7 protein-coding genes are annotated in these 13,324 nt (G+C 69.5%); 4 read left to right on the top strand and 3 right to left on the bottom strand.

Features of this window, described 5'->3' with window-relative positions; translation table 11 throughout:
- Positions 1-48 precede the first annotated feature (48 nt).
- Together ACTWLT_RS23280 and ACTWLT_RS23275 are read left to right on the top strand one after the other, a co-directional pair.
- Positions 49-2,157 carry an MMPL family transporter gene (locus ACTWLT_RS23280; protein WP_445320222.1) on the top strand — a complete coding sequence of 703 codons (2,109 nt, stop codon included), beginning with the start codon at positions 49-51 and terminating at the stop codon, positions 2,155-2,157.
- 231 nt (positions 2,158-2,388) lie between these two features.
- Positions 2,389-3,729, top strand: coding sequence for a nicotinate phosphoribosyltransferase (locus ACTWLT_RS23275; protein WP_445320221.1), 1,341 nt, complete (start codon positions 2,389-2,391; stop codon positions 3,727-3,729).
- A gap of 100 nt (positions 3,730-3,829) precedes the next feature.
- On the opposite strand, the gene ACTWLT_RS23270 is transcribed toward ACTWLT_RS23275, so the two are convergent.
- Entirely contained in the window at positions 3,830-4,915 is a 1,086-nt protein-coding gene (locus tag ACTWLT_RS23270; RefSeq protein WP_445320220.1) for an endonuclease/exonuclease/phosphatase family protein, read from the bottom strand.
- A gap of 1,289 nt (positions 4,916-6,204) precedes the next feature.
- Here ACTWLT_RS23270 and ACTWLT_RS23265 point away from each other — a divergent pair.
- The gene (locus tag ACTWLT_RS23265; RefSeq protein ID WP_445320219.1) at positions 6,205-7,062 is read left to right on the top strand and encodes a DUF2637 domain-containing protein; all 858 of its coding nucleotides are present in this window, start codon (positions 6,205-6,207) and stop codon (positions 7,060-7,062) included.
- A 465-nt stretch (positions 7,063-7,527) separates the two neighbouring features.
- Positions 7,528-8,463 (top strand): replication-relaxation family protein, encoded by a 936-nt coding sequence (locus ACTWLT_RS23260; RefSeq protein ID WP_445320218.1) that lies wholly within the window; start codon positions 7,528-7,530, stop codon positions 8,461-8,463.
- Between the two features lie 574 nt (positions 8,464-9,037).
- Here ACTWLT_RS23260 and ACTWLT_RS23255 read toward each other — a convergent pair.
- Together ACTWLT_RS23255 and ACTWLT_RS23250 are read right to left on the bottom strand one after the other, a co-directional pair.
- Complete coding sequence (locus tag ACTWLT_RS23255) at positions 9,038-9,940, bottom strand: hypothetical protein (protein WP_445320217.1); 903 nt, start codon at positions 9,938-9,940, stop codon at positions 9,038-9,040.
- A gap of 264 nt (positions 9,941-10,204) precedes the next feature.
- On the bottom strand, positions 10,205-13,279 hold the full coding sequence (locus ACTWLT_RS23250) for a DEAD/DEAH box helicase (RefSeq protein WP_445320216.1): 3,075 nt from the start codon (positions 13,277-13,279) through the stop codon (positions 10,205-10,207).
- Positions 13,280-13,324 lie beyond the last annotated feature (45 nt).

Here is a 13,324-nt window from a genome sequence, read left to right as displayed (position 1 = left end):
ACCATGTTCGAGCGGCTGGGCAGATTCGTTGTGGGCAGAGCCTGGTGGGTGATTGCCGGGTGGGTGGTCGCGGCAGCCGCCATCATCGCCACCACACCGTCGCTGAGCGACATCACCTCCGCCGACCAGGAAAGCTTCCTGCCCCGCTCGTACGAGTCTGTGCAGGCCACCGAGCTCGGGCAGAAGGCGTTCCCGCAGCAGGCCACCGCGACGGCGATCATCGTGGTCAAGCGCGCCGACGGGCAGAAACTCACACCGGCGGACGAGGCGAAGGTGGGCCAGCTCGCCCAGGCGCTCAAGGCCAGGAACATCCCGCACACGTCCGGCTACCTGACCGGTCCGCCCGCGGTCGCGCCGGACAAGTCCGTGCAGATCATCAACGTCGGGCTCGACGCCCCCACCCCCGACGACCCGGCGCTGCTCGACGCCGTACGCGATATGCGGGCGGACATCGGCCCGGAGCTGGCGAACAGTGGGTTGACCGCGGGCGTGGCCGGCGACGTGGCGAGCTTCGTCGACAACGAGGACACCTTCAACAACGCCTTCGCCGTGGTCGGCATCGCGACGATCATCCTGATCATCGGCCTGATCCTGATCATCTTCCGCAGCCCCATCGCCGCGCTGCTGCCCGTGGTGGTCGTCGGCGTCGTCCTGAGCATCACGACGGGTCTCGTCGCCGCCGCCGGTAAGGCATTCGATCTCAGTGTCAGTCAAGATCTGCAGACGATCCTGCTGATCGTGCTGTTCGGCATCGGCACCGACTACATCCTGTTCCTGCTCTTCCGCTACCGGGAGCGGCTGCGCGCCGGCGACGACAAGCGCACCGCGATGATCGTCACCGTCCAGCGGGTCGGCGAGGTCATCACGTCGGCCGCCGGAGCGGTCATCGTCGCGTTCCTCGTGCTGCTCCTCGCCTCCCTGGGCTTCTTCGGCTCGCTCGGCCCGGCGCTCGCGATCGCGGTCGGCGTCATGCTGGTCACCTCGCTCACCCTCGTCCCGGCAGTCGTCTCCCTGCTCGGCCGGTACGTCTTCTGGCCGTCGAAGGCGTGGCAGCGTGCGCCCAAGGCCACCATCTCGCACCGGCTCGGCACGGTCGTCGGGCGCAGGCCGGCACTCGTCGCGGCGGCATCCGGCGTCCTCCTGGTCGCGCTCGCCGCAGGCGTGCTCGGCTACAAGGCCGACTACGACTTCAGCGCCGGCTTCCCGCAGGACACCGAGTCGGCGAAGGCCGCGCAGGACCTGCAGCGCGGGTTCGCCGCCGGTGCGCTCGCCCCCACCGAGGTCTACCTGACCGCCAGTAACGGGTCGTCGCTGACCGAGCAACAGGTCAACGACTTCGCGGCGGCCGTAGCGCAAGCCCCGGGTGTCGGCCAGGCGCAGCCCCCGGAGCGCAGCACCGACCCGAGTGTGGCCCGGGTCAACCTGCTGCTCAACGAGAACCCCGTCTCCAACGAGGCGATCACCCTCGTCCGCGAGGACCTGCGCGATGCCGTGCACGCGGCGGCCCCGCCCGGCACCCGGGCGCTGGTCGGCGGAACCACCGCGATCTTCGCGGACATCAACTCGGCGAACAACCGCGACCTCTCGGTGATCCTGCCGGTCGCGGCCGGCCTGATCGCGCTCATCCTCGCGCTGCTGCTGCGCAGCCTGGTCGCGCCGATCTACCTCGTGATCGCGGTGCTGCTCAACTTCGCCGCCACGCTGGGCGCCACGGTCTACCTCTTCCAGGGGCTGCAGGGCGAGCCCGGCGTCACCTTCCAACTGCCGATCATCCTCTACCTCTTCGTGGTGGCGATCGGGACCGACTACAACATCCTGATGATCGCCCGACTACGGGAGGAAGCGCGGGAAGGCAACGAACCACGCAAGGCTGCCGCCATCGGCGTGGAACACGCCGGCCCGACGGTCGCGGCAGCAGGATTGATCCTGGCCGGGACGTTCGCGGTGCTGCTGCTCGCGCCGATCTCGTTCCTGCAGCAGATGGGCTTCGCGGTGGCGATCGGCATCGTGCTGTCGGCGTTCGTCATGTCGATGTTCTTCGTTCCGGCGCTGACCGCGCTGATCGGGCACAAGGCGTGGTGGCCGGGCCACGGCGACGAGCGGCCGGCCGGCGGGCCGCACACCCCGCAGGAGCCGGCGACCATGGCGAACGGGTAGCGCGAGTCGTCAACGCGGAGGGTCTCGACGCGGTGCGCCGAGTGGCGGACGGCGGCATGGTGATGGAGGCACCAAGCTCCCCGTAGCGGCGCGGCGACCTCGACAGTCTGATCGGCCAGGAGTGAGCGGACCCCGGTGAGGCGGCCGGCCGGCGTGTTCACCGCCGTCAGGTGTACCGGCGACCGGAAAGGGTAGCCGCGCCCAACTGCGCCCAGTGCCGATGGAGGAACCGTGACCGGGCTGCGTACCGACCTGTACGAGCTGCGGATGGCGGCCAGCTACCTGCGCCGGGACATGGTGGAGCGCGCGACGTTCAGCCTGTTCGTCCGCCGCCTACCGCCGCAGCGTGGCTTCCTGGTGGCCGCCGGGCTGTCCGAGGCGCTGGCGTTCCTGGAAGGGTTCGCGTTCGACGAGGGCGAACTCGGCTACCTGCGCGACACCGTCGGGCTCGACGAAGCGACGCTGGCAGCGCTCGCGGGGCTGCGGTTCACCGGTGATGTCTGGGCCGTGCCGGAGGGCCGCGTGGTGTTCGCCGACGAACCGCTGCTGGAGGTCACCGCGCCGATCGCCGAGGCGCAACTGGTGGAGACCGGCGTGCTGAACCTGATCACCTTCCACACCACGGTCGCCAGCAAGGCCGCCCGATGCCGCCTCGCGGCCGGCGACGCGCAGCTGATCGACTTCGCGTTCCGCCGTACGCACGGCATCGAGGCCGGCGCGGCCGTGGCCCGGGCGTCCGCGATTGCCGGGTTCGGCGCGACCAGCGACGTCGAGGCCGCTCGACGCTACGGACTGCCGCCGTCGGGGACCATGGCCCACTCGTACGTCGAGGCGTTCCCGGACGAGCGCGCCGCGTTCCGTGCGTTCGCGACCGACTTCCCGACGAACCCGGTGTTCCTCGTCGACACCTACGACACGCCCGCCGGAGTGCGAGCCGCCGTCGAGGTGATCGCGGAGCTGGGACTGACCGGCCCGGTGGGCGTGCGGCTCGACTCCGGAGATCTCGCCGCGCTCGCCGTGCAGACCCGCGCGATCCTGGACGACGCCGGGCTGACTCAGGCCCAGATCGTGGCCAGTGGCAGCCTCGACGAGGATGTCATCGCGGCGCTCGTCGCCGCGGGCGCACCGATCGACGCGTACGGCGTGGGCACCCGCATGGGCGTCTCGTTCGACGCGCCGTCCCTGGACAGCGCCTACAAGCTGGTGGCCGTCGGCGACCGGCCGGTGCTCAAGCTGTCGCCCGGCAAGGCCACGCTGCCCGGTCCCAAGCAGGTCTTCCGCGATCCTGCCGGTGTCAACGGCGACGTGGTGGGGCTGCGCGACGAACCGCCGCCGGGCGACCGCGAGCCGCTGCTCGTGCCGGTCATGCGCGGCGGCCGTCGCCTGGCCGTCGCCGACCCGGCCGGTGAGGTACGCGCCGCGCGCGGCCGGTTCGACGCGGACCTCGCCTGGCTACCGGAGCCGGCGCGTCGGCTGGCGGACCCGACGCCGCTCACCGCCGCCGTCAGCCCAGCCCTGGCCGCGCTGCACGAGCGGGTGGCCGCGCAGGTGGCGCGGGGCGGTACCTACTGACAGCCGGGCCGGGCGGACGCGTCGGGGCGGCGGTCATCGCGGCGCGCTTGTGGCAACCCCCGGGCTGGCGCGTTGGCGCCAGCCCGGAGCAGCGGTCGCGCTACCGCAACGCCAGCACGGCCAGGTAGCCGAGGTGGTCCGATGCCCACCGGCCGTCGGGGGTCTGCCGCTCGGTGCCGAAGATGAGGCTCGAGACGGGAACGACCGCCCCACGGAACAGGACCATGTCGATGCGGTGTTCGACGGCGTCGGCCGGTTGGTTCAGGTCGTCGCCCAGACCCGCGGTGTAGCCGGGTTCGTCAGGGTGCAGGATCTGCCACGTGTCCCGCATCCCGCCGGCCACCAGCGCGGCGTAGGCGAGCCGGTTCTCGGCGACGGGCAGGTCGGGGCCTGTGTTGAGGTCCCCGGCGAGGATGACGTCACCCGGTGCCGTGGCGAGAGGGCCGGCCAGCAGCTCGCGCGCCTGCAGCAGCCGGACACCAGGGTGGAAGGCCTCCAGGTGGGTGTTCACGAACCGGAACGCGCGTTGCCCGTGCACCACGTCCACCGCGGTCCAACCGCGGGTGCTGGTCACGGTCCCGTTCGTTGCCGCGAGCGTGAAGGTGAGGTTGTTGACGAAGGTGCCGGACGAGGAGTCGGTCACCTTCACCCGGCCGCCGTGGCGCACCAGGATCACGTCGCGCATCGTGAGCCGGACGTCGAGGAAGTGCGGCGCACCCGCCGGCGCCTCCAGATCGGCCTCGGCCTGTACGACCGCGACGTCGTACGCGTGACCGGAGCGGCTCAGCTCGCCCATGAGCAGGGCCAGGTAGTCGTACCGGATCTCGGTGGCTGGTGCGGGGTCAGCGAACGTGCCGGTGCGCCACAGGGCGACCTCCTGCAGTCCGACCAGGTCCGGCTTGTTCTTGGTGATCTCCCGGGCGAGCAGCTTCGCCCGGGCGGGAAAGTCGACCAGGTCGACATGGCCCAACAGCGCGGAGTTCGCGGCCAGGAACGCCCCCGGTGTCGGCGCGCCGATGGATGGCGTCAGATCGCCGCCCAGATAGAGGTTCCGGGTCATCACGGTGACCTTGGATTTTCCTTCGGCGTGGGCGGGTGCGCCGACAATGCCGAGGCTGACCAGGGCGATGGCGGCTGCGAGGGTGGCCCTCGCCGTTCGCCGGGAGGTGGTGGGTGTTGGGAGCATCCTCTTCGATCCTCTCTCCCGGCGACTACGCCGGCGTCGGACGTGAGATCGATCCGGTGGTGCGGATGGGGACGCGTGAGGCGGCGTCGCGGCCTGTCGGCGGGGCGCGGCCCGGGGCGGTGCGTGCACCGTATCGCCGCGAGGCGGTCGGAGACAGCCGTGGATATCGGCGGTTCGGCCCCACCCGCCAACCGGTACGGGTACTCGACGGTATCCACGGAACCAGCCAAACCGGTCGACGGCTACGACGTGTCCTGCGTCGCCGGGCACTGTTGTACCGGGTGGACGCGGAACCCCTTCGCGATGAGAGGCGACCCGGTGGCGACGGACGGGACGGCGGTGGGCTGGCGGGCCCGGTGGGTCAACCGAGAGAACGAGCGGCGGCGCACGGCGTATGAGACCGCCTAGCTCGGTGGCAGTGGACCATTTGGCCGTTGTGCCGCCGTGTAGCGATCCGAACAACGACGGCGGCTGTGGCTGAGCAAGGACTGGGACCACCGCCCGCGCCTGCGATGGCGGCAGCTGCACTAGTCCCCGACTCGTCCATTCGATGAGATCCCCGTCCTGTCAGGGTGGTCAGATCTGGAGGTTTTTCGCCCGTGACTGGGGGCGACCCACGCGGACTGCGAGCAACAGGAAGGGACTGACCAGCACTGCACCGGACTGACGTCAAGGCTCCGTGGCCGATCCGCGTGAAATTTGAGGTTGACTCGACGGTGTTCCCGAGGCGTACTGGATACACGTCTCCGCACTGCCGGCTGGCGCGGTCGGCCAGAAAGAGGCGGGCGGGCACCCTCCAGAGTCGGGTTGCCTGCTCTTGTTTACGCCGACGGTGCTGCGACCGTCGAGAGAAGGGGGCCCCACATGAAGGATCGTTCGTCGGCGAGTTGAGCCGCCGCACCACCATGGCGCTTGTCGAGCGCTGCCGGTGGCGAGAGTCCTGACCTCTTGTGGCGCGGCTTGGCCGTCTGCCCCCGTGTCCGCCTGTTGACCGCAGCCTGCTGTGCCGGTTGTGGCGACGCCTGCTGCCCTGGTGCCTGCCCCTGCGCATGACAGGAGGGGTTCCGTCCGGACTGGCGTCAGCCGGCAGGGTCGCGTCTGCCCAATCCCTGATCCGGGCCGGCTGGACTGCATCCCCATCGCCCGCACCTTGACATCGTTCAACTGGAGCACGAACTTGAAATCAATCAGCATCAATCTAACGAAGCCGACTGCCAGGTCGGTTGACCCCTGTACGACGACGATAGTCAAGATTGCGCACGTGCTACCTCACCATCGGAGGTGGGCCGTTGGCGACGACTGAACAGCGATCCCACGACGTCCCCGCTGATCAGCGGTCGGGGCGGGAGCGGCTGGAGAACCGCATCCAGGTGCTGATCATGTTGTTGATCGGCGGCGCGGCCGGCGCGGCCTCCTTCCGGCACGTGCATGACGTCGCGGCGGCACACGGCCAGCCGGGCTGGCTCGCCTGGGCCGACGCGGTCGTGCTGGAGTTGACGTCGATCGCCGCCGGTCTGGAACTGCGCCGCAACCGCCGCCTGGGCAAGCGCGTCGCCTTCCCGGCGACCGTCCTGACAGTGGCGGTGTTCCTGTCCCTCGCCGCCCAGGTGGTGGAGGCGGAAGCGTCGGCGATCGGCTGGATCGCCGCCGCGCTGCCGGCGCTCGGCTTCCTGACGATGGTGAAGATCGCCCTCGGCCGCGCCGACCCTGCCCCACCCGAGCGCATCGCCCGACCCACGCGGGTCGCCCCAGGACCGCCGCTGGTCGCGGACGCCGCGGTCCCGGACACCCGCGAGCCGGTCCCCGCACCGCCACTGCCGGTCCCCGCGAGCACTGAAACGGTCCGGGACTGCACCGCCGCGGTCCCCGCCCCGGCGGACCAGGACCCGGCGGTCCCGGACCGACGGGCCGAGGACACGCCGGTCCGGGACCCAGGCCCGGGGATCACCGCGCTGGTCCCGGCCGCCCGGAGCGCCGCCCGCACCCTCGACGCCCACGGAACGCCCCTGTCCCGCAAGGCCCTCGCCGGACAGCTGCGCGCGGACGGGCACCAACTGTCCAACGCCACCGCCTCAGCACTCGTGCGCGTCCTGCGCGGCGAGAGCACCGCAGCCCCGCCGGACCTGTCACACCGGGAGGCCGCGTGACAGAACCACCATCTGCGACCTCTGTCAGCCATAGCCGTCGCCCTGAGACCAGCACACGGGTCTGTCAGGAAGCCCGTCTCGTGACAAAACCTGACCCGACCTGGCAGAGCGAACACCGGCCCGCCCGTCACGGCAGGGCGACCGGTGCACGCCTTGCTCTCCATCCCCCTGTTCGGATCCTCGAAGGAGCAACAAGCATGCTGACCCAGCTCAGCTACCCTCAGCCGCGCCACCAGAGTCGTCACCGACCTGCGGCGTACTCGCTGTCAAAGCACTGTCAAGGCGGAACCGGTGTGGCCGGCCGTGTCGACGTCGGTGTCGGTCGCCGTTGCACCGTCAGCCTTGATCCTGACCCCCGAACCGACCCGCCGATCCCGCCTATAGCCCAGGTCAGGCCCCCTTTCAGGCGTGCGGCCCGGCTCCAGACACACCCTCCTGTGTGGGGTGTCCCCCCAGGGGCAGCCCATGCGTAAACCGCTACCGGCTCCGGACCCGCTGCTGCGCCTACAGGCCAGCATCACCGCCCGCGACGACCGCCTCCTCGGCTGGCTCTACGACCACGGAGTCCTCACCACCGATCAGATCGGCGCCGCCCTGTTCCCGTCCCTGGATTTCGCCCAACGCCGGCTACGCCGCCTCACCGTCCTGCGCGCGACAGACCGGTTCCGACCCAACCGGGCCTACGGCGGCTCCTACCCGTACCACTACGTCCTGGACCAGCTCGGCTACGACCACGTCCACGCCCAACGCGGACTCGGACGACCACGCCGAGACCAGGCCCGCCGCCGAAAGCAGTCCCTGACCGCCCGGCCGGACCTGCCGCACCTGCTCGGGGGCAACCAGTTCTTCATCGACCTCGCCGCCCACGCCCGCACCCACCCCGACACGGCCCTGGATCGGTGGCAGCCCGCGTCCGCCTTTCACGAGCCCGGCGTGTTCTACCGCCGAGGCGGCGACCCGCAGATGATGGTCCACGGACCGAGCGGACTGCCCCGCCCCGACGGCGCCGGGGTGTGGACCGAGCACGGACGGTCCGTGCCGTTCTTTCTCGAGTACGACACCGGCCGCGAACGCCTCGACATCCTCACCGAGAAGATCGGCAAGTACGAACGGCTGGTCTGCCTCAGCAACTGGGCGTGGCCGGTGCTGTTCCATCTCCCCTCGGCCCGCCGCGAGGCGAACCTGCACCACCGCGTCGCCGGCATCAACCTGAAGACGGTCATCGCCACCACCACCGCCGAACTGCGTGCCGCACTCGTTGCCAGCCCCTCTGACGAGGTCTGGCAACGGGCCGACAGCAGCGGCCGTCACCGCCTTATCGACCTGCCCTACAGCGACACCGACCACGACGACGAGTTTTCCACCCACGCCGTGTCCGATCAGGAGGGTAGTGCCGCCTGATTAGCGGACGGATCAGGCGGCGCATGCGGTGGCCCGGTGGCCCCACACGCCGCCGAACCCGCCCACACCCGCGCAACCCCGGGACGACGGTCCCCGCCCGCCGTCCGGCCCGCACCGAGGCGACGGTCCGGACCGCGCGGCTGAGGCGAGGCAGGCGCCTCACCGCCGGTCCAGGTCTACCGGCGGCGATCGCCGACGACAGACAGACCCCGAGACCGACCGCTTACTCACATCTAGCAACTCGCGCTGTGAGTCCCTGTGACCGGCGCATGTCTTCTCCTCCGCGGCCACCGAAGTTACAGTCCGCAGCCCTCCACCGCCGCCGACTCGGACGTGGCCGTGGTCGACGAGCAGTGGTTCGCGCAGGCACCGCCGGTACGTTCGGTGATCTGATGGCGGCCGTGCGTCCGTATGACACGCGAGTCGTCCTCGGCGACCGGCAGGCGGTCGAGTCGCCGCAGCGGCGCGCGGCGTACTTCTCACCGGGCGTCTCCTGGCAGCCGGTGGCGATGAGTGGAACCGCCGGGTGCTCGCGGACCTCAACAGCTGAGGCGCGGCAGCGGATGCCGACTGATTAACAGTGGTCCTTTTGGGCTTGAGCAGCGACGGCCCTAGCCTCCGTCAGGAGCTTGGCGACCTCGTCTTGATAGCTGGTCCCCTTCTTTTTCCAAGCCCCAGTCTTTACCGATACCTGATTGAGGAGATCCTTGACCTGGTCTGCATCTGGTGCGTTAGGCGGTGTGTACCCGGGCAGCGCAGCTGCGGCCTGCTGAAATGCGGATAGGTCACGGCCGAGTTGGGTAGCAGCGTCCTTAAGCGCTTGGATGTCGCTGGTCAGGCTGTTCATGTCGCTGTCGATGCTGTAGGAGTCGCTTTCGACGCTGTAGGCATCGCTCTCGGCACTGTAGGCGTCGCTGCACGCCGACCACTCGTCCTGCTCTCTGTCAGCCTTCGCGGCGTTGGTCTTCGCGCTCGCCAAGTTCTGCTTTGCGGCGGTCAAGTCCCTTTCGAAATCTGAGAAGGAGGGCGGCCTGGCAAGCCCATCCCGTACGGCCGCGGCGTCCTGTGCCACAGCTTCGGCTGCCTTTGCGATCTGCTGCCGGCTTTCTTGCAGAGAAGCTGCTGCGGCTGCACTCGCCGCAGCAGCCTGTCGATCTGCCAGGTTGGCATCAGCCTTCGCTTGCACCGTAGCAACCTTGCGGTTGTAGGTGTCGGTGGACGCCGTTTCTAGCGTAAGTGGGGCGGTCGAGCCGTCGTCTTGCGGCACCTGGAGCGTCATCTCCGAGGCGGACACCGTGCCGGAAAGGTTGGTGACGAATCCGAGCCCCTGGGGGAAGCTGAGAGTGATTGCCTCGCCGTCCATCGTGCCCGTGAAGGCCGCGTGGGTCGACTTCGTCGTGGTCGGGTCGGCGCTGTCCAGGCTGGTCTGGTCCAGCGTTCCCGAGAGGGTGCCTGCCTGCCGGGTAATTTGCATCATGACCGCGCTCGTGGTGTCCGCCCCTACCCAAGTGTGTGGGAAGTCCCCGACTCGGTTGGTGATGCTCGAACACGATGTCCCGGTTATACCGGGCACGAGTAGCAGGGCGGCAACCAGGAGTTGGGCAGGCCCCAGACGCATTTGCACCAGCGGAACCTAGCGATCTTTCAGGCAGAGGGGTTCCCCATTCGGACGACGAAGGTGCCGCTTTGCAGGAGAGCTTTGGACTCGCGTCAGGAATCGTGCACCTCCCGCTGTCGTAGGTCATGCGGCGATCGCGCGGGCGGCGGCGTATATGTCGGCGGGAAGGGGGTGGTGCAGCCGCCAGAGGATCCGCATCGGCCGGTCGCCGGTGTGCTCCTGGTAGGTCATTGGTCCGGCGTACAGGTACGGCGGAGCGCCCAGGTCGCGGTCGGCGAGCTTGGTCTCCCGGACGAACAGGTGCACCGTCGACCCGCGCTCGGCGTGCTGGATGTAGCGCTGTCCGGTCCCGGACGCCGAGGAGGTGGTGCTCTGCGACTCCCACTGGAACAGGTTGTCGGTGATGGCCCGGTCGGCGTACATCGTGGTGGGGGAGTAGTGCTCCTCGGACTTGACCAGGGTGACGAAGAAGAGGTCTGCCTGCTCCGACTCGAGCCACTTCACTCCCTCGCGCAGGGACCCCGGGTTCGTCATTCCGAAGGCCGCGCATGCCTCGTTGCGGCTGTAGCGGGCGTGTACCCGCAGCGGTACCCGGCCCGGCTGCGGCGTGACCGTCACCCGGTGGATTCGGTCTCGCAGCACCTCGGTGACCTGGCGTAGCTCCGCGCAGCGCGCCGGCTCTCCCCAGAGCCGCTTCAGCCGGGCGTCGCGCTCGGTCAGCGACACCGACGGCCCCCAGAGGCTGAAGTGCAGCATGTCCAGCAGTCGGCCGCCGCCGCGGTGTTCGCCGGTTGCGACCCGGGCCAGCAGGTCCAGCCGGTCGACGTCGTCGATGTGCAGCATCCGCCCGATGGCCCGTCCGAGCTCGCGGTCGTCCGGCCCGGCGGTCGAGGTCTCGATGCCAGCCAGGCGCCGCAGCCCGGCCCACCCGCCGATGCTCGCCGACCGGTAGATGTCCTCGATCTCCAGGCCGGTCTCCCGCAGGAACTCGGCCAGGCGGACGTCCCCGAGCTGCCGCAGCTCCGCCACCAGGCCGTTCTTCGACGTCGGCAGCGCCGACTTCAGGTTGGCGAGCACGACCTCCTTCGCCACCCGGTCCAGCTCGACGTGGCAGCCACTCGGCAGCGACGGGAAGTCATCCCGGACGGCCGCCTCGACGGCCCGCCGGCTGACTCCGGTCAACGCCCGCCACCGCAGGTCGAAGCGGAAGTTGGCGTGCTGCCCGCCGATGAAGTCGAGCACCGTCAGGCAGGGTTTGTCGTCGTCGAGCCGCAGCCCACGGCCGAGTTGCTGAAGGAAGATCGTCGCGCTTTCGGTGGGCCGCAGCATCAGGATCGTGTCGACCATTGGCAGGTCGACACCCTCGTTGAACAGGTCGACGGTGAACAGCACGCGGAGTTTGCCGGCCTTGAACTCCCGCAGCAGGCCGTCCCGCGTCGTGCGGTCCGCCCGTGAGGTCACCGCCGCCGAGGGTACGCCGTGCCGGGTAAACCAGTCCGCCATGAACTCGGCGTGCCCGATGCTTACGCAAAACCCGAGCGTCCGCATCCGACCCACGTCGGCCGTGTCCTGTACCGCTTTCAGCACCATCCGTGCCCGCGCGTGGTTGCCGGTGTAGAGGCCGTCCAGCTCCGCCGGGTCGTACCCTTGCCCGCGCTTCCACCGCAGGTGCGACAGATCTACGTCGTCGTGCACTCCGAAGTACTGGAACGGCGCCAGCAACTGCCGCTCCAGCGCGTCCCACAGGTGCAGCTCCACCGCCGCGTGGCCGTCGAACCACCGACGCACATCACCGCCGTCGGCCCGGTCGGGGGTCGCTGTCAGTCCCAGCAGTACGCGCGGCCGCAGCCGCTCCAACAACCGGGCGTACGTCGGCGCTTCCGCGTGGTGGAACTCGTCAACGATCACCATGTCGTACGCGTCGGGGTTGATCTCCCGGCGGTGCAGCGACTGGATCGAGGCGAAGACGTGCGTCCAGTGGGTCGGTTCCTTGCCCCCGACCAGCATCTCGCCGAAGCTGCCGTCACCCATGACCTGGCGGAACGTCGACATGCTCTGCTTGAGGATCTGCTCCTGGTGCGCGACGAAGAGCAGTGAGTCGACTTGGCCTGCCCGATGTAGCCGCCGGTAATCCAGCGCTGCCACGACGGTCTTGCCGGTGCCCGTCGCCATCACGACCAGGTTGCGGTGCCGGCCGTGCACCTGCCGCTCCGCATCCAGGTCGGCCAGGATCTCCGCCTGATACGGGTACGGCCGCACATCCAGGTTCGCGATCTGCGTCGGCACGTCGTCAGCGCGCTCGCCGCTGAGCGCCTGCCGGAGCCGCTCAGCGTCCTTGGCGGTGTCGTACTCCTCGAACGCTGGGTCGTTCCAGTAGTCCTCGAACGTCGCGGTGAAGGTGTCGATGACGTGCGGCTGCTCGATGTTCGAGATCCGGACGTTCCACTCCACCCCGTCGACCAGCGCCGACTTTGAGAGATTTGAGGAGCCCACGTACGCGGTGGTGGTGCCGTTGGTTCGACGGAACAGCCACGCCTTGGCGTGCAGCCTGGTCGTTCGGGTCTCGTAGGAGACCTTGATATCGGCGCCCAGCTCGGCGAGTCGGTCGAGGGCTCGTTGGTCGGTCGCGCCCATGTAGGTCGTGGTGATGACACGGAGTCGGCCGCCGCGTCGGATCAGGTCGCGGATGGCGGGCTCGACGATGCGCAGGCCGTGCCACTTGATGAAGGCGCAGAGCAGGTCGACGTGCTCTGCGGAGGCCATCTCGTGGGTGACCTCGTGGCCGATCCGGGGCTGGTGCTTGCCGTTCACCAGGAGAGCGCCGGTGGAGAGCGGGGTGGTCGGGCGCTGCGGAAAGGTCGGTTGCGCCGGCGGGGTGGGCGGGGCGGCGATGGCGTGTAGGAGGTTTTTGGCGTCGGCTACCTGGTCGCTGTGATTTGTTGCGGCGGGGCTGAGGACGGCGATGGCTTCGGCGATGCGGTTGGTCAGCTCGACCTGGTGGTGCAGCTTGTCGTCGCCCCCAGGGACGGCTTGGAGAGCGCGGCTGATCAGGGCGGCGAGGTGACGGGTGAGGGGGCCGTGTGAGTCAGCAGCGTCTAGGGCGCGGTGCTGGATCAGGGCGGGATCGACGCGGTGGAGGTGGTCGGCGAGCTGCTTAGTGATCAGGTGCTCGTAGATGCCCCGCTCAAGATCCGTCACCCCGGCAACCTAACCTTCTCGCAGGCGTCCCCGTTGCCCCGCGCA

The sequence above is a fragment of the Micromonospora yongxingensis genome (assembly GCF_052601155.1).
This window is presented reverse-complemented; position numbering and strand designations above follow the sequence as displayed.